This is a genomic window from Saccharothrix sp. BKS2 (assembly GCF_047689505.1).
GTDB lineage: Bacteria > Actinomycetota > Actinomycetes > Mycobacteriales > Pseudonocardiaceae > Actinosynnema > Actinosynnema lopnurensis.
Genome location: NZ_JAUQOL010000012.1, coordinates 325,164 through 341,871, shown reverse-complemented (window position 1 = coordinate 341,871; position 16,708 = coordinate 325,164). Strand labels below are relative to the sequence as shown.

General features: G+C 76.0%; 13 protein-coding genes. 6 read left to right on the top strand and 7 right to left on the bottom strand.

The features are described 5' to 3' along the window. Positions 1 to 581: 581 nt before the first annotated feature. Complete coding sequence (gene typA / locus Q5530_RS26335; RefSeq protein WP_415365440.1) at positions 582 to 2,483, bottom strand: translational GTPase TypA; 1,902 nt, start codon at positions 2,481 to 2,483, stop codon at positions 582 to 584. Between the two features lie 145 nt (positions 2,484 to 2,628). On the opposite strand from typA, the gene Q5530_RS26330 reads away from it, so the two are divergent. Together Q5530_RS26330 and trpS are read left to right on the top strand one after the other, a co-directional pair. After that, on the top strand, positions 2,629 to 2,772 hold the full coding sequence (locus Q5530_RS26330; protein WP_415365438.1) for a hypothetical protein: 144 nt from the start codon (positions 2,629 to 2,631) through the stop codon (positions 2,770 to 2,772). Positions 2,773 to 3,038: 266 nt separating this feature from the next. Then, positions 3,039 to 4,004, top strand: a complete 966-nt coding sequence (gene trpS / locus Q5530_RS26325; RefSeq protein WP_415365437.1) for a tryptophan--tRNA ligase — start codon at positions 3,039 to 3,041, stop codon at positions 4,002 to 4,004. Positions 4,005 to 4,173: 169 nt separating this feature from the next. Here the strand turns inward: trpS and Q5530_RS26320 are convergent, their stop codons facing one another. From Q5530_RS26320 to Q5530_RS26310, 3 genes are all read right to left on the bottom strand, one after another. Beyond that, entirely contained in the window at positions 4,174 to 4,989 is an 816-nt protein-coding gene (locus tag Q5530_RS26320) for an NUDIX domain-containing protein (protein WP_380643443.1), read from the bottom strand. Positions 4,990 to 5,170: 181 nt separating this feature from the next. Continuing rightward, positions 5,171 to 6,436: a sensor histidine kinase gene (locus Q5530_RS26315; RefSeq protein ID WP_415365436.1), complete on the bottom strand. Its 1,266-nt coding sequence runs from the start codon at positions 6,434 to 6,436 to the stop codon at positions 5,171 to 5,173. Then, positions 6,433 to 7,161, bottom strand: a complete 729-nt coding sequence (locus Q5530_RS26310) for a response regulator transcription factor (RefSeq protein ID WP_380643439.1) — start codon at positions 7,159 to 7,161, stop codon at positions 6,433 to 6,435. Before Q5530_RS26310 ends, Q5530_RS26315 begins: the two co-directional genes overlap by 4 nt. Before the next feature lie 132 nt (positions 7,162 to 7,293). Between Q5530_RS26310 and Q5530_RS26305 the strand changes: the two genes are divergently transcribed. From Q5530_RS26305 to Q5530_RS26295, 3 genes are read left to right on the top strand one after another with little or no spacing between them, the layout of a single operon-like run. Next, the gene (locus Q5530_RS26305) at positions 7,294 to 8,433 is read left to right on the top strand and encodes a LolA family protein (RefSeq protein ID WP_415365434.1); all 1,140 of its coding nucleotides are present in this window, start codon (positions 7,294 to 7,296) and stop codon (positions 8,431 to 8,433) included. Then, positions 8,430 to 9,458 (top strand): ABC transporter ATP-binding protein, encoded by a 1,029-nt coding sequence (locus Q5530_RS26300; RefSeq protein WP_415365432.1) that lies wholly within the window; start codon positions 8,430 to 8,432, stop codon positions 9,456 to 9,458. Before Q5530_RS26305 ends, Q5530_RS26300 begins: the two co-directional genes overlap by 4 nt. Then, positions 9,455 to 10,288 (top strand): ABC transporter permease, encoded by an 834-nt coding sequence (locus tag Q5530_RS26295; RefSeq protein ID WP_415365430.1) that lies wholly within the window; start codon positions 9,455 to 9,457, stop codon positions 10,286 to 10,288. The genes Q5530_RS26300 and Q5530_RS26295 overlap by 4 nt, the downstream gene beginning before the upstream one ends. Positions 10,289 to 10,440: 152 nt before the next feature. Here Q5530_RS26295 and Q5530_RS26290 read toward each other — a convergent pair whose 3' ends face one another. Then, positions 10,441 to 11,307, bottom strand: a complete 867-nt coding sequence (locus tag Q5530_RS26290) for an alpha/beta hydrolase (RefSeq protein ID WP_415365429.1) — start codon at positions 11,305 to 11,307, stop codon at positions 10,441 to 10,443. 329 nt (positions 11,308 to 11,636) lie between these two features. On the opposite strand from Q5530_RS26290, the gene Q5530_RS26285 reads away from it, so the two are divergent. Further along, positions 11,637 to 14,075: a LuxR C-terminal-related transcriptional regulator gene (locus Q5530_RS26285; RefSeq protein ID WP_415365427.1), complete on the top strand. Its 2,439-nt coding sequence runs from the start codon at positions 11,637 to 11,639 to the stop codon at positions 14,073 to 14,075. Between the two features lie 100 nt (positions 14,076 to 14,175). Here the strand turns inward: Q5530_RS26285 and Q5530_RS26280 are convergent, their stop codons facing one another. Both Q5530_RS26280 and Q5530_RS26275 read right to left on the bottom strand, forming a co-directional pair. After that, positions 14,176 to 15,147: an ABC transporter ATP-binding protein gene (locus tag Q5530_RS26280; RefSeq protein WP_415365425.1), complete on the bottom strand. Its 972-nt coding sequence runs from the start codon at positions 15,145 to 15,147 to the stop codon at positions 14,176 to 14,178. Then, a complete protein-coding gene (locus Q5530_RS26275; RefSeq protein WP_415365424.1) occupies positions 15,147 to 16,706 on the bottom strand; it encodes an ABC transporter permease in 1,560 nt (519 codons plus the stop codon). The genes Q5530_RS26280 and Q5530_RS26275 overlap by 1 nt, the downstream gene beginning before the upstream one ends. Between the last annotated feature and the right edge of the window lie 2 nt (positions 16,707 to 16,708).

Sequence of the window (16,708 nt, the reverse complement as noted above, 5' to 3'; positions counted from 1 at the left end):
CCCGGCACCCGGCACCCGGCACCCGGCACCCGGCACCCGGCACCCGGCACCCGGCACGAGCGACTCACCCGTCGCGCATCACCGCAAGCACATCACAACCAGTCACACCATGCCACGCAGTGCGAGCGGAACTCCGTCCGGACAGCTCCTACCTGGCCGACCTCCTGGCCTGAGCAGCCCTCGCCAGCTCAGGCGACGCACCGCGCACAGCCGAGCGAGCGGTTGGCCCGGGTACGCGCGCGGGTGCGGGTGGCGCGGACGGGCCGAGGGGCGGGCCAGGCCAGTGAGGTCGGGCCGAGGCGTTGCAGCGGGGGCGACCGGAGCCGGGGCGTTGCAGTGGAGACGGCGGGGTCAGAGCGGCGGGGCTGGGGCTGGGTCGGGGCAGTGGAGCTGGCCGGGGTGGTGGGCCGGGATCGGGGTTGGCGGTTTCCTCATGTTTCAACCGAGTGCCGAACCCCCGGTTTTCGTACATGTCCGGCCCGATGACCACCCGATCGTGTAGCCGACCGAACGGAACGGGCACCCCGGGGCACGCCCCGGGGTGCCCGTCAGCACACCCTATATATAAGGAGAAGCCGGCGTCAGCCGCGCAGCTTGGCGCGGTTCCGCTCGCGGCCCCGCTGGTTCGCGTCCAGGATCACCTTCCGCACCCGCACGACCTCCGGCGAGACCTCCACGCACTCGTCCACCGCGCAGAACTCCAGCGCCTCCTCCAGCGACAGCTTGCGCGGCCGCGCCAGGGTCTCCATGACGTCGGCCGTGGAGGTGCGCATGTTCGTCAGCTTCTTCTCGCGGCAGACGTTGACGTCGAGGTCCTCCGCCCGCGGGTTCTCGCCCACGACCATGCCCTCGTACGCGTCGGCGCCCGGCTCGACGAAGAACGTGCCGCGGTCGGCCAGCTGGATCATCGCGTACGCGGTGATCGAGCCGGAGCGGTCGGCCACCAGCGACCCGTTGTGCCTGGTCCGGATCTCGCCGGCCCACGGGCCGTAGCCCTCGGACACGGCGTTGGCGATGCCGGTGCCGCGGGTCTCGGTGAGGAACTCGGTGCGGAAGCCGATGAGGCCGCGCGACGGGACGACGTAGTCGAGCTTGATGCGGCCGCTGCCGTGGCCGGACATGTTCTCCATCCGGCCCTTGCGGTTGGCGAGCAGCTGGGTGATGGCGCCCAGGTGCTCCTCCGGCGCGTCGATGGTGAGGCGCTCGAACGGCTCGTGCAGCTTGCCGTCGACCATCTTGGTCACCACCTGCGGCTTGCCGACGGTGAGCTCGAAGCCCTCGCGCTTCATCTGCTCGACCAGGATGGCCAGCGCCAGCTCGCCGCGGCCCTGCACCTCCCAGGTGTCGGGGCGCTCGGTGGGCAGCACGCGGACGGACACGTTGCCGACCAGCTCGGAGTCCAGCCGGGCCTTGAGCACCCGGGCGGTGAGCTTGGTGCCGCCGTTGCGGCCGGCCAGCGGCGAGGTGTTCACGCCGATGGTCATCGAGATGGCGGGCTCGTCGACGGTGATCCGGGGCAGCGGCTCCGGGTTGTCGACGTCGGCGAGGGTGTCGCCGATGGTGATCTCCGGGATGCCGGCGATGGCGACCAGGTCACCGGCGCGGGCCTCCTCGGCGGGCACGCGGTCGAGCGCCTCGGTGATCAGCAGCTCGGTGATGCGGACCTTCTGCACGCTGCCGTCCTCGCGGCACCACGAGACGGTCTCGCCCTTGCGGATGCGACCGGCGGCGATGCGGCACAGCGCGATGCGGCCGAGGAACGTGGACGCGTCGAGGTTCGTCACGAGCGCGCGCAGCGGGGCGTCGGCGTCGCCGGTGGGCGCGGGGATGTGGTTGAACAGGACCTCGAACAGCGAGTCGAGGTTCTCCTCGTCGGGCAGGCCGCCGTCGGCGGGCTGGGTGAGGGAGGCGCGGCCGGCGCGGGCGGAGGCGTAGATGACCGGCAGGTCGAGGACGGAGTCGTCGGCGCCGACCTCGGTGGCCAGGTCGAGCAGCAGGTCGTGGGCCTCTTCGACGACCTCGGAGATCCGGGCGTCGGGGCGGTCGACCTTGTTCACCACGAGGATGACGGGCAGGCCGGCGGCCAGGGTCTTGCGCAGCACGAACCGGGTCTGGGGCAGGGGGCCCTCGGAGGCGTCCACCAGCAGCACGACGCCGTCGACCATGGACAGGCCGCGCTCGACCTCGCCGCCGAAGTCGGCGTGGCCGGGGGTGTCCACCACGTTGATGGTGACCACGCCGTCGGGCGTGTGGCGGCGGACGGCGGTGTTCTTGGCGAGGATGGTGATGCCCTTCTCGCGCTCCAGCTCGCCCGAGTCCATGACCCGGTCGACGAGCTCGGCTCGCTCGGAGAAGGCGCCTGACTGGCGGAGCATGGCGTCGACCAGGGTGGTCTTGCCGTGGTCAACGTGCGCGACGATCGCGACGTTGCGCAGGTCGTTGCGGACCAGCGTTTCCTTGATCGACGCGGTGGCCGTGGGCACGCGGAACTCCTAGAGCTGATTCGAGGGAGGGCCAGGCGCCGGGACTTGAGCACGCGCACAGCCACGGCCAGTCTACCGGGCGTGCGGCCAATACCACACAGGCACCGCAGGTGAGGTCAGCCTCACCTACTGTGGGGACACCTGGATGAGTGGAGCGCGTCACGTGGGCAAGGGCAAGGTGAAGGCGAAGTGCTGCCGGTCGACGCCGCGTTGCAAGCGCTGCCCGGTCGTGGCGCTGCTCAAGGCCAAGAAGAAGGCGCAGAAGAAGGCCGGGAAGAAGGCCGCGTGACGCCCCGTGCCGGGAACTGCGGACTGTCACGGTCGCCCGGCGGGGCGGTCACAGGCCGTGGGGCGGTGGCGCGCCGTGGGGCTGTGGCGCGCCGCCGCGACGCGCTAGGCTCCCGGATCATGCGCGCACTTCACACGTTCTGGTGGCCCGCCTTCCGGCGGCCCTGAAGAACTGCGCGTCAACCGAACGCAGGCCGCCCGTCGAGGCGGCCTTTCGCGTTGTCGGGGAGGGTTCGGTCGCGGCGGGCCCACCCGAGGGGAACCACGATGGTCAGGCTTTCCGCGATCACCCCGTCCGGCCCGGTCCAGCTGGGCAACTACCTGGGCGCCGTCCGGCGGTGGGCCGTCGACGGCGGGGAGGACGACGTCTACTTCATCAGCGACCTGCACGCGATGACGACGTCGCACAACCCGTCCCGGCTGCGGGCGCTGACCCGGGAGCAGCTGGCGGTGCTGATCGCCGCCGGCGTCGACCCGAGGTCGGTGTCGGTGCAGTCCGACCTGGTCCGCGAGCTGGGCGCGCTGACCTGGGTGCTGGAGTGCACCTGCACGTACGGCGAGGCGGCGCGGATGGTGCAGTTCAAGGAGAAGTCGGTGGGGCGGCCGTCGGTGCGGTTGAGCCTGCTCACCTACCCGGTGCTGATGGCGGCGGACATCCTGCTCCAGGGCGCGCGGGAGGTGCCGGTCGGTGACGACCAGCGGCAGCACGTGGAGCTGGCGCGGGCGTTGGCGCGGCGGTTCAACGGCACGTACGGGGAGGTGTTCGCGGTGCCGCGCGCGGTGGTGCCGCCGACCGCCGCGCGGGTCCGGGACCTGGCCGACCCGAGCCGCAAGATGGCCAAGTCGGCGACCGACGCGGCGGGCACGGTGTTCGTGCTCGACCCGCCGGACCTGGTGCGGCGCAAGATCCGCCGGGCGGTGACGGACGAGGTGGCGCGGGTGCGCTACGCGCCCGAGGAGCAGCCGGGCCTGGCGAACCTGCTGGAGATCCTGGCCGCGTGCACGGGCGGGGAGCCGGCGGCCCTGGCGGACGGCTTCACCGGCTACCACGACCTGAAGGAGGCGACGGCCGAGGCGGTGGTGGAGGAGCTGCGGCCGGTCCGGGAGCGGACCCGGCAGCTGCTGGACGACCCGGCCGAGCTGGACCGCGTCCGCGCCCACGGCGCCGAGCGCACCCGCGACCGCTGCCGCCACCGCCTGGACGCCGCCCTGCGCCTCTCCGGCCTGGGCTGAAGCCCGTTCACCCCCCGCGAGTCGAACGTTCGGGACCACCGTGTCGAACGCTCGGGACCGGTGAGTTCCGCACTCGCGTTCGCCGGGCGGCGCCGTGAGCGGTCCCGAGTGTTGAACTCGGGGGTCCTGAACGTTCGACACGGTGGTCGTGAGTGTTCGACTCGCGGGGTCAGGGGGTGAGGAGGGGGTGCAGGGCCGGGAGGAGGACCCGGTCGGCGGGGAGCCAGTCGAGGGTGGCCAGTTCGGTGGGGCCGATCCAGCGGACGGCCTGGTGGTCCACCGGGGTGGGGGTGCCGGTGTCCAGGTGGGCGGTGTAGGCGCGGAGGAGGAGGTCGGGGCGCAGGGGGACGTCCGGGCTCAGGGGTGCGTCGGGGGTGACGGTGACACCCAGTTCCTCCCGGCACTCGCGGACGAGGGCGTCGTGGTCGGTCTCGCCGGGTTCGACGCGGCCGCCGGGGAGTTCCCAGCGGCCGGCGGCGTCGGGCGGGTAGGCGCGCTGCTGGGCCAGGAGGAGGCCGTCGCGGATGATGGCGGCGCCCACCACCACGCGGGCGTCGAGGAGTTCGACGGAGCGGTGGGAGAGGGCTCGGGCTCGGGCCTGGAGGACCTTCAGGGCCAGGCCGCGACCCACGACGACGTCGGCCAGGCGGCCTACCGGGCCGCCGGGGCTGGTCCACTCGACCGAGTCGACGACCATGGTGCCGCCGCCGGTGTGCAGGAGGTCGGTGGTCAGGGTCAGTGCCGGCAGGGGGCCGCCCACCAGTTCGGCCGAGACGCCGGTGGTGTCCGCGCGGGTCACGACCAGCACGCCGGTGACCGGGCCCACGGAGCCGGTCAGGGAGGCGCCCCGGTAGAGGACGGGTTCGCCCGAGATCCGGACGCCGAGGCCCCGGACCGCGCGGGCCAGCAGCAGGCCGTCCAGCAGCGCGGCGGCGACGGTGCGCAGGGGCGCGTCGACCAGGGTGGTGTTCCTCAGCTCGGGCACGGCCGGGATCTTCCCACCCCGGAGGGGGATGTAGGGAGGACGTGGGAAGACGTCGGGAGGGATGTGGGAGGACGGCGGGGGGGCGTCGGGAGGGCGTCGGGGGACGTCGAGGGAGGGCGTCGGGAGGCGTCGGGAGGACGGCGGGGATTGCCGGTGGGCGGGTCGGTGGTGGAGCGGGTGGTCAGCGGTAGGCCGGCCAGCGGACCTCCAGGCGGGCGCCGCCCTCGGGTGACTCGGCCGCCCGCACGGTCCCGCGCCGCCGCTCCACCAGGTGCGCGACCAGCGCCAGGCCCAGGCCGGAGCCGCCGGTGGCGCGGCCCCGGTCCGACTCGACGCGGTAGAAGCGGTCGAACACCTTGCGGCGGTGCTCCTCGGGGATGCCGTGCCCGTCGTCGTCCACGACGAGCCGCACCTCGCGCGCGGCGGGCAGCACCGAGATCCGGATGAACGTGCGCGCGTGCCGGGCGGCGTTGCGCAGCAGGTTGTCCACCACCAGTTCGACCTCGGTGCGCGCGGCCGGGATCAGGCAGGCGCTCATCGGGGCGGCGACCTGCACGAGCAGGTCCGTGTCGAGCCGGTCGACGGCCGCCTGGACCTGGAGCACCAGGTCGACCGGTTCGGCGCGCGGCAGTTCGCCGGTGTCGGCGCGGGCGAGGATCAGCAGGGCGTCGACCAGCGCGGACAGCCGCTGGGACTCCTCGACCACGGACTCCAGCACCTCGATGGAGAAGTCCGGGTCGGGGTGGGCGACGGCCACCTCCGCCTGCGCCCGCACGGACGTCACCGGGGACCGCAGCTCGTGCGCGGCGTCGCCGGTGAACCGCCGCAGCCGCTCGGTCGCCTCGTCGCGCCGCGCCAGCAGCGCGTTGAGCGCCACGGCGAGGGCCTGCAACTCGTCGCGGGCGGCGGGCACGGGCAGCCGCCGGCCGCGCGGCAGCTCGGCCGCCGCCACCCGCATCCGCTCCACCGGCCGCAGCGACGAGCGCACCGAGAGCCAGGTGGCGATGCCCACCAGGCCCGCCACCAGCACGGCGGCCAGCAGCAGCCACCGGGTGCCCAGGCGGTTGGCCTCCCGGTAGCCGAGCAGGGTGTGCCCGGCGACGTGCAGCCGGGGCGTGCCGTCGGCGGCGAACACGACCCGCCCGGTCCACCGGTGGGCGCTCGCGCCGTCGACGCGCAGCACCGGCTCCCCCGACTTGAGCGCCCGGATGTCGGCGGTGGTCAGGCCGGTGGGCGGGCCGCCGTCCATGGGTGCGCCCGCACTGTCGAGCACGCGCACCGACCCGGACCGCGCCAGCTCCGCGTCCACCGCGCTGACCTGCACCAACCCGATGAGCCGGGGGGCGAGGAGGGTGAACGCGAGCAGGCACAGCAGCGCCACGCCGGTGGCCACGACGGTGATGCGGAACCGCAGCGTGCGGCGCAGCCACCAGCGGCGCGGGCTCACCTGCGCCTGGCCGAGCCCAGGGCCGCGTCGAGGTCGGGCGTGGACGCCAGGTAGCCGTGGCCGCGCACGGTGCGCACGACCTCGTCCGCGCCCATGGCCTCCAGCTTGCGCCGCAGGTAGCCGACGTAGACCTCCACCGCGTTGCGGGTGGCGGCCAGCTCGTCGCCCCAGACGGTGCGCAGCAGCTCGTCCTTGGTGACCACGGACCCGGCGCGGCCGGCCAGCACGTCGAGCACCGCGTACTCGCGCGGCGACAGCGACACCGGCTCGCCCGCCCAGCTGACCTCGCGGGCGGCCCGGTCCACGACCAGTTCGCCGAGCTTGAGCCGCCGCCGCGCCAGGTCGACCGAGTTGCGCCGCAGCAGGGCCCGCACCTGGGCCACGAGGACCACGAACGAGAACGGTTTGACCAGGTAGCCGTCGGCGCCCAGGTCGAGGCCGTCGGCCTGGTCGACCTCGCCGTCCTTGGCCGACACCATGAGCACGGGGGTGCGCACGCCCTCGGCGCGCATCCGCTGGAGCACGCGGTAGCCGGACAGGCCGGGCAGCATGATGTCCAGCAGCACCACGTCGAACGCGCCGGTCAGCGCCACGCGCAGGGCGTTGGGGCCGTCGGCGGCGGTGACGACCTCCATGCCCTCGGCGGACAGGCCGCGCTCCAGCGCCCGCCGCACGCCCACCTCGTCGTCCACTACCAGCACCCGTGGTCTCACGCCCCACAGCATGCCCGGTCGGTGGGACGATCGGAGTGCGCTCTCAGTGCTCTCTCAGGCTCTCAGCCCCGTCTCAGGCCCGGAGGGGGAAGGTCGGTGCTGTCGGGCCGCACGGAGCGGGCCGGCGCCCAGGAGGAGGGGTTCATGAACCGCAGGAGGGTGACCGTGGCCGTGGCGGCGGCCGGTGTGGTCGCCGGGGCCACGGGGCTGGGGGTGCTGGCGATGCCCGCCGGCGCGGGCCCGGCTCCGGTGCTGCCGGACGTCACGGCCGAGTCCCTGGTCGAGTCCGTGATCACGGCGGAGCCCGCCGCGTTCGGCGGCGCCGTCGAGGTGGACAACGACCTGGGCGTGCCGGCCCTGGCCGGGATGCCGCAGCTGTCCGACGGCGCCAGTTCGCTGCGCATGTGGACCGACGGCGCCGGCCGGGTGCGGGTGCAGCTGCCCGCGGGCGAGTCGGAGAAGACCTTCGTCGACGACGGTCGGACGTCGTGGCTGTGGGACTCGGCCGAGCAGACCGTCCAGAAGGTGTCGCACGGCGGCGTCGCGGCGCACGAGCGCGTGGAGGGCGCGCCGAGCGACCCGGTGACGCTGGCCCGCGACGTCGTGTCCCGGGTGCAGGAGTTCAGCGACGTCACCGTGGACGGCACCGCGCGGGTGGCCGGTCGGGCCGCCTACGAGCTGGTGCTGACGCCGAAGCCGACCGAGCGGACCGTGCTGCGGGAGGTGCGGGTGGCGGTCGACGCGGAGCTGCGCGCGCCGCTGCGGGTGTCCGTGCTGACCAACGGCACGAACGCGCCCGCCGTCCAGGTCGGGTTCTCCGACCTGGAGGTCGGCCCGCAGGACGCGGCGCTGTTCGCGTTCACCCCGCCCGCCGGGGCCGAGGTGACCGAGGTGCGGCCGGAGGACGTGACCGCCGAGGACCGCTCGGCCGTGGACCGGGCGCTGACGGAGGCGGACCCGAGGGTCGTCGGCGAGGGCTGGGACACCGTGCTGGTCGCCCGCGTGCCCGCGGACGCGCTGGCGAACCTCGACCAGCGGCCCTCCGGCGAGGACGGCCAGGACGGCCAGGACGGCGAGAACGGCGAGTGGGAGGGCCACCGGGAGCGCGGCGTCGACGTCCAGGGCCTGCTGCGGCAGCTGGGCAAGCAGGTCAGCGGCCCGTGGGGCTCGGGCACGCTGATCACCGCCCGGGTCGGCGGCGTGCTGATCGCCGACGACGGCCGGGTGGCCGTGGGCGCGGTGCCGGAGCAGGTGCTGACCGAGGCGATCGGCCAGGTGAAGTGACCACCTCGACCAGCGCGCGGGTGGAGCCGGTGACCGCCGGCTCCACCCCGGTCCTCGCCGCCCGGACGCGGGGGCTGCGCAAGGTGTACGGGCGGACGGTCGCGGTGGACCGGGTGGACCTCGACGTGCCCGAGGGGGCGGTGCTGGGGATGCTCGGCCCGAACGGGTCGGGCAAGACCACCACGATCCGGATGCTGCTGGGGCTGGTGCGGCCGACCGGGGGCGAGGTCGAGCTGCTGGGGCAGTCCCTGCCCGACGGCGCGGGCGCCGCGCTGCCGCACGTGGGCGCGCTGGTCGAGGGTCCGGGGTTCCACCCGTTCCTGTCGGGGCGGGAGAACCTGCGGCGGGCGGCGGCGTTCGAGCCGCTGCTGGCCACCGGTTCGCTCCGGCAGGCGGTGGAGGACGCGCTGGAGCGGGTCGGGCTGGCCGCCGCCGCGCACCGCCGCTACCGGGGCTACTCGCTGGGCATGAAGCAGCGGTTGGGCCTGGCCGCGGCGCTGCTGGTGCCGCGCCGGCTGATCGTGCTGGACGAGCCGACCAACGGCCTGGACCCGGCGGGCACCCGCGAGGTGCGCGGCGTGATCGCCGACCTGCACGGGGCGGGCAGCACGGTGCTGGTGTCCTCGCACCTGCTCAGCGAGATCGAGGCGACCTGCACGCACGTGGCCGTGCTGCACCGGGGCACCGTGGTGGCGCAGGGCGGGCTGGCCGAGCTGCTCCAGGCCGACAGCAGCTCGCTGCTGGTCACCACGCCGGACGTGGAGCAGGCGCTGTCCGCGCTGCGCGCGGGCCGGATCTCGGCGCGGCCCCTGGCCGCGGACGGCGACGAGCGGGGCGTGCGGGTGGAGCTGATCGGCACGACCGCGCCCGCGGTGCTGGAGGCGCTGGTGCGCGCGGGGGTCGCGGTGCACGAGGCGCGCCGGCACCGCACGGGGCTGGAGGACCTGTTCGCCCGGCTCACCGAGGCCGAGGAGGCCGAGCACAACCTGTCCGCGGTGGACACGATCGAGGAGGGGACCCGATGAGCGCGCTCGTGGCCGCACGCGCCCCGCTGGGCCGGCAGCTGCGCTCGGAGCTGCGGTGGATCCTGCGCCGGCCGCGGACGGTGATCGGCCTGGCGCTGCTGTGCCTGGTGCCGGTGGTGCCGGGCATCGGCCTGTGGGTCGAGGTGAACGGCGAGGGCTCGTCGATCGCCGGCCTGGCCGGGATCATCTCCGGCAACGGCCTGGTGCTGCCGGTGTTCACGCTGTCCCTGGCGCTGCCGCTGCTGCTGCCGCTGGTGGGCGCGATCTGGGCGGCGGACGGGCTGGCGGGCGAGGCGCAGCACGGCACGCTGCGCGGGCTGGTGGTGGCGCCGGTCGGGCGGATGCGGCTGCTGGCGATCAAGGCGTTCGGCGTGGCCGCGATGACGCTGCTCGCGGTCACCCTGCTGGCGGTGGTCGGCACGATCACCGGCGTGGTGCTGTTCGGCGGCGACGGACTGCTGACGCTGTCGGGCAGCACGCTGCCGTTCGGCGCGGGGCTCGGGCGCGTGGCGCTGGCGGTGCTGCTGGTCACCGTGCAGGTGTGGGGGGTCGCGGCGGTCGCGCTGGCGATCTCGGCGTGCACCGAGCACCCGCTGGTGGTGATGGCGGCGACCATGGCGGGCGTGATCGTGTTCGCGGTGCTGACCGTGTTCCCCGCGCTGGACTGGCTGCACCCGTACCTGATCACCTCGGCGTGGGACGACCTGGGCGACGTGATGCGCGACCCGCTGCCGACCGGGCAGCTGTGGCAGGGCGCGGCCCTGGCCGGCTGCTACGTGCTGATCGGGTTGTCGCTGGCGGCGATCCGCGTGGCGACCAAGGACAACTGAGGGGCGGAGGGGGCTGGGGGACGGGAGCGAGGGGACGGGAGCCGGGGGGACGGGAGCGGGCGCGGGGAGGTGGCCCCGGGCCGGGCCGCACCGGTCCGGGGCCGGGCGGCGGAGCGGTCCCTGCTCGGCCCGCTCCGCCGTGCCCACCCGACCTAGGAGTGGGGGCAGGTCGCCCGGTACTCCTCGATCAGGCTGCTGCGGGCCGGCGCGGGGCACAGGAACTGGTCGTAGCGGGTGTCGTTGTCCACGAACCGCTTCAGCCACGAGATGCTGTACTTCGCCACCGTCGTGTTGGCCGAGGTGGGCGCGGAGTGGCTGCCGTTGTTCAGCTCCAGGTACGCCTTGTCGGGCGCCGAGGTGAGGCTCGCGTAGAACGGCTCCGAGTGCGAGGCCACCGGGGCGACCGTGTCGCTCTCCGCGCCGATGATCATCGTGGGCACGCGGACCGTCGACCACGACTTGGTGCCGTGCCAGGGCGTCAGCGGGATCGCGGCCTGGAGGGCGGGCCGGGTGCGGCTCGCGGCCAGGGAACCGCCGCCGCCCATCGAGTGGCCCATCACCGACAGGCGCGTGGCGTCCACGCGGGCGCGCACCGCGCTGGTCCCGGTCAGGTAGTCCAGGGCGGCGAGCAGCTGCGCGCCCCGGCTGTCCGGCTGGTCCAGGGTCGAGTTCGTGTCGATGGTGATCACCACGAAGCCCTGGGAGGCCAGGCGCGGGCCCAGCCACGCGACCGACGACTGCGAGGCGGTGAAGCCCGGCGAGATCGCCACCCCGCCGAACGTGCCCTCGGCGGTGCTGGTCGGGTAGTGGACGGTGCCGCCGCCGAAGCCGGACACCGAGCCGCGGGCGACGGTGGTGGAGGCGGTGGCGAACGGGCCGCGGGACGCCTCCACGCTCGCCGTCGTCGGCGCGGGGCCGCGCTCGTAGGGGTTGGCGGCCGCGTGGGCCTGGGTCGGGACGGCCGCGGCGGTGGCCAGGGCCAGCGCCAGGACGGCGCGGGTGGTGCTGCGGAGTCGCACTGTCGTACACCTCGCTCGTGCAGGGGGTCACGGGGGTCGGGCCGCCGGGGCTCGGGTCCCGGCGGTCCGGGTCACGGTGGTCGGGCCGCCGGGACCCGGGTCCCGGCGGCCCTGATCGCAGGAGTACCGCCCGACGACCCTGTCGCAGCCGGCAGGCGCGCGGCATCGGCACCACCCACCGGTTGTGCGGTGCGGGCACCGCAACCCGCCGGCGCGCCGCATCGGTAACCGCACCGGCCCGTCCACGGATGGCCGCTCGTAACTGTCAACCCGCCCCGCCGGTCGCCGCGCCCTGTCGGCGCGGGCCGGGGTGTGGCAGAACTGGACCCATGCTGCGGGGACGGGACCGCCAGCGCGTCGCCGTGGACGCGGTGCTCGACCGCGCCAGGTCGGGCCGCGCGGGGGTGCTGGTGCTGCGGGGCGAGGCCGGTTCGGGCAAGACGTCGCTGCTGCGCGCGGCGCGGCGGGCCGCCGCCGACTTCACCCCCGGCTCCCGGCTCACCCTGCTGTGCGTGGACGACGCGCACCGGCTCGACCTGGGGTGGCTGCTCGACGCGCTGCCGGAGCTGGAGGACGAGCCGGTGGCCGTGCTCATCGCCTCCGAGGAGCCGGTGGCCGACCTGCCCACCGCGGAGGTCGAGCCCCTGGACCACGCCACGAGCGTGCGCGTGCTGCGCGACCTGGTGCCGGGGCTGCCCGCCGAGCTGGCCGACGACGTGGCCCGCACCGCGGGCGGCAACCCGCTCGCCCTGGTGGAGCTGGTCCGGTCCCTCACCAGCGCGCAGCTCGGCGGCGTCGAACCGCCGCCCTGGGTGCTGCCGCCCGGCGGTGCCCTGCGGGCCCGGCTGCGGGCGCGGCTGCGCGCCCTGACCCCCGGCGCCCGGCGGGCCCTGGCCCTGGCGCTGGTCGACGACGAGGTGGACGTGGACGCCCTGGTGCGCGTGCCCGCCCTGGCGGTCGCGGACGTGCAGGAGGCCGGCGCCCTGATGGACCCGCGGCCGGTGGTGCGGGCGACGCTGCTGGCCGAGCTGCCGCTGGCCGACCGCTGCGCCGCGCACGCCGCGCTGGCCGAGGCGCTGCCCGACGGGCCGCGCCGGACCTGGCACGAGGCGGTGCTCGCGCCCGGCGCCCGGGACGCCCAGGCCGACCGGCTGGCGACCGCCGCCGCGGCGGCGCGGGTCCGCGGCGACTTCGCCTCCGCCGCCCGCGACCACGGCCGCGCCGCCGCGCTCACCACCGAGGCCGACACCCGGGCCCGCCGCCTGCTCTCCGCCGCCGCCGACCACTGGCGGCGGGGCCTGCCGCACCGGTCGCGCGCGGTGCTGCGGGAGGTCGCGCCGCTGTCCGACCACGCCGAGGTGCGGGCGCTGGCCGACCTCGTGCGCGGCGGCGTGGAGGTCGGCGCGGGCCCGCCGGACGTGGCCGCGCGGCGGCTCGTGCGCGCCGCCGGGGAACTGCTCGACCGGGACCGGGGCCTGGCGGTCACCGCGCTCGGCTTCGCCGGCGAGGCCGCGGCCGTCGCGGGCGACCACGTGCTGCACGACGAGGTCGCCCGGCTGGCCGCGGCGTGGCGGCGGCCCGACGAGCTGCCCGCCGCCCGGCTCGCCCTGGACCACCTGATCGGCACCGCCGCCAGCTACGCGGGCCGGCACGGGGACGCCGCGCCCGCCCTGCGCTCCGTCGTCGACCTGGCCGAACGGCTGCCCGGCGCGACCGCCAAGATCTGGGGCGGGCACGCCGCCTACGTGCTGGGCGACGCCGGCCGCGCCCACGCGCTGGCCGACCGGGGCGTCGGCGCGGCCCGGGAGAGCGGCCTGGTGGCGCTCGTGCCGTGGGCGCTGGGCCACCGCGCGCTGACCGCGCTCATGGTCGACGGGCACGAGGCCGCGCTCACCGCCGCGTTCGAGGGCGTGCACGCCGCGACCGCCACCGGCCAGCACAACGCGGTCGCCGACCACCTGATGATCCTCGCGCTGCTCGCCGCCCTGCGCGGCGACGCCGACACCGCGCTGCACCGCATCGACACGGCCGCCGACCAGGTCCGCCGGCTCGGCCTGGGCCGGTCCGGCACGGTCGGCGCGTGGGCGTCGGCGTGCGTGGACCTGGTCCGCGACCGGCCCGCCGACGCGCTGCGGCGGATGCGCGGCGCCACCGTGCGGGGCGTCCACGAGGGCATCAAGGCCCTGGCCTCGCCCGACATCGTGGAGGCCGCCGTGCGCAGCGGCCGGCCCGACACCGCCGACCGCGCCCTGCACCGGTACGAGGCGTGGGCGCGCAGCACCGGCGCCACCTCGCGGCTGGCCGTGTCGCACCGCTGCCGCGCCCTGGTCTCCGCCGGGGCGGAGGCCGAGGAGCACTTCAGCGAGGCCGTGCGGCTGCACCACGCCGCCGGGACGGCGCTGGAGCTGGCCAAGACCGAGCTGTTCTACGCCACCCGGTTGCGGCGGGGCCGGAAACCGCGCCGGGCGCGGGAGCTGCTGCACGACGCGGTGCAGCACTTCGAGCACTACGAGGCCGACCACTGGGCCGAACGGGCGCGGGCCGAGCTGCGCGCGACCGGTGAGCCGGTGGAGCCGGCCGGCGACCGGGGTGCCGAGTTGACGCCGCAGCAGCGCCAGATCGCCCGGCTGGTGGCGGAGGGGGCGACCAACCGGGAGGTGGCGGCGCGGCTGTTCCTCAGCCGCCGCACGGTGGAGCACCACCTGCGCAACATCTTCACGCGGCTGGACATCCGGTCCCGGGTCGAGCTGGTCAAGTTCCTGGACTGAGGGAGGGCCGGGGCGAGGCGGGCAGGGGCCGGCCGGGTCGGGTTGGGGCAGCGGGGGCGGGCAGGGCAGGGACGGGCGGGGCCGACCCCGCCACACCGGGTCAGCCGATGACCGCGACCCCGTCCGGGTCCACCACCAGGCGGACCCGGTCACCCGGCGCCGGCGGCGCGGCCACCGGCCCCACCGCCTCGAACCCCTCCCCCGCCACGTCCACCAGCAGCCGCACGTGGTCGCGGCGGTGCACGCGCTCCAGCACGGTCGCCTCCACCGGACCGCCCGGGTCGACGCGCAGCGCCGTGGCCCTCAGCCCCACCCGCGCGTCCACCCCCACCAGCTCCCGCGCCGCCTCGGCCGCCAGCACCCGCCCGCACCCCAGGAACCGGGCCGTCTCCACGTCCACCGGCCGCCGCCACACCTCCGCCGGCGCGCCCACCTGCACCACCCGCCCCGCCCGCATCACCGCGACCCGGTCGGCCAGGGTGAACGCCTCGTCGTGGTCGTGCGTCACGACCAGCGCCGTCGCCCCGGTCTCCCGCAGCAGCCGCGCCAGGTCCACCGCCAGCTGCTCGCGCAGCGCCCGGTCCAGCGCGGACAGCGGCTCGTCGAGCAGCAGCAGCTTCGGGCGCGGTGCCAGCGCCCGCGCCAGGGCCACCCGCTGCTGCTCACCGCCGGACAGCTCGGTCACCCGCCTGCGCCCGTAGCCGGCCAGCCCCACCAGCTCCAGCAGGCCGTCGACCCGCTCGTCCCGCTCCGCCCGCCCCACACCCCGCATCCGCAGCCCGAACGCCACGTTGCCCGCCACGTCCCGGTGCGGGAACAGCTGCCCGTCCTGGAACACCAGGCCGAAGCCGCGCCGGTGCACGGGCGTGCCCGCCAGGTCCACGCCGTCCCACGCGACGCGGCCCGCGCCCGGCGGCTCCAGCCCCGCCACCGCCCGCAGCAGCGTCGACTTGCCGCAGCCCGACGGCCCCAGCAGCGCCACCACCTCGCCGTCGGCCACCGCCAGGTCCACCCCCGACACCGCGGTCACCGCGCCGTACCGCACGGCCAGGCCCTCGACGCGCAACGCCACTAGAACTCCCCGCCGCTCGGCACGCGCAACCGCTCGATCGCGAGCACGGCCACCGTGGTCACCACCATCAGCAGCGCGCACGCCGCGTACGCCATCTGGCTGTTCAGCTCGCCCGGCCGCGACATCAGCCGGGCGATCACCACCGGCAGCGTCGGCGCCTCCGGCCGGGCCAGGAAGCTCGTCGCGCCGAACTCGCCCAGCGCCACCACGAACCCGAACCCGGCCGCCGCCACCAGCGACCGCGACGCCAGCGGCAGGTCCACCTCGCGCCACACCCGCCACGGGCCCGCGCCCAGCGTCGCCGCCGCCTGCCGCAGCCGCTCGTCCACGGCCCGCAGCACCGGCAGCACGACCCGCACCACCAGCGGCGTCACCACCAGCGCCTGGGCCAGCGGCACCAGCAGCGGCGAGGTGCGGAAGTCGCCCGGCAGCGCGTCCATGGTGACCAGGTAGCCGAAGCCGACCGTCACCGCGGACACGCCCAGCGGCAGCATCAGCGCCGTGTCCAGGGCCTCGGCGAACCACGAGCCGCGCCGGCGCAGCCCCACCAGCACCACCGCGGACACCACGCCCACCAGCAGCGCGATCAGCGTCGCGTCGGTGGCCGCGCGCAGCGAGTTCAGCGCCGCGTCCAGGCCGGTCACCGCGAGCGTGCCGCGCTCGCCCGTGCCGGCCAGCGCCGCGTACCCGGCCAGGCTCCAGCCGTCCCGGGTGGCCAGCGACCGCACCACCAGCCCGACCACCGGCGTGAGCAGGGCGGCGACCACCAGCCAGGCGGCGGCCACCACCCAGCGCTCGCCGCCCGTCGGCCGGCGCGGCGGCTCCACCCGCAGCGGCAGGCCCCGCTCCCGCCGGCGCCGCGCGGCCCCGCCCAGCACCAGCACCGCGATCACCGCGGCGAACTGGAGCAGCGACAGCGCCGCCGCGCCCGGCAGGTCGAACAGCTCCACCGTGCGCAGGTAGATCTCGGTCTCCAGGGTGCGGTGGCGGGCGCCGCCGAGCACCAGCACCACGCCGAAGCTGGTGGCGCAGAACAGGAACACCACCGACGCGGCCGACCCGATCGCGGGCGCCAGCGCGGGCAGCGCGGCCGAGGCGAACGCGCGCGGGCGCGACGCGCCCAGGGCGCGGGCCGCGTCCTCCGCCCGCCGGTCGACCCGCGCCCACAGGCCACCGACGGTGCGGGCGACCACGGCCACGTTGAAGAACGCGTTGGCCAGCACGATCGGCAGCACCCCGCCGTCGGGCCACAGCGCCCGGAACGCCAGGCCCACCACCACGGTCGGCAGCACGAACGGCACCATCACCGCCGCCCGCACCACCCCCGCACCACGCACCCGGCAGCGGGCCAGCACGAACGCCACCGGCATCCCGGCGACCAGGGCCAGCACCGTCGCGGCGGCGGCCTGGCCCACGGTGAAGCCGACCAGCTCCCAGGTCCGGGCGTCGGACAGGACCGGCAGCACCCCGCCCCCGCCCAGCCCCAGCCCGACGATCGCGGCCACCGGCCAGGCGAAGAACACGCCCAGGAACGCCAGCGGCAGCAGGGCCGCGAGCACCC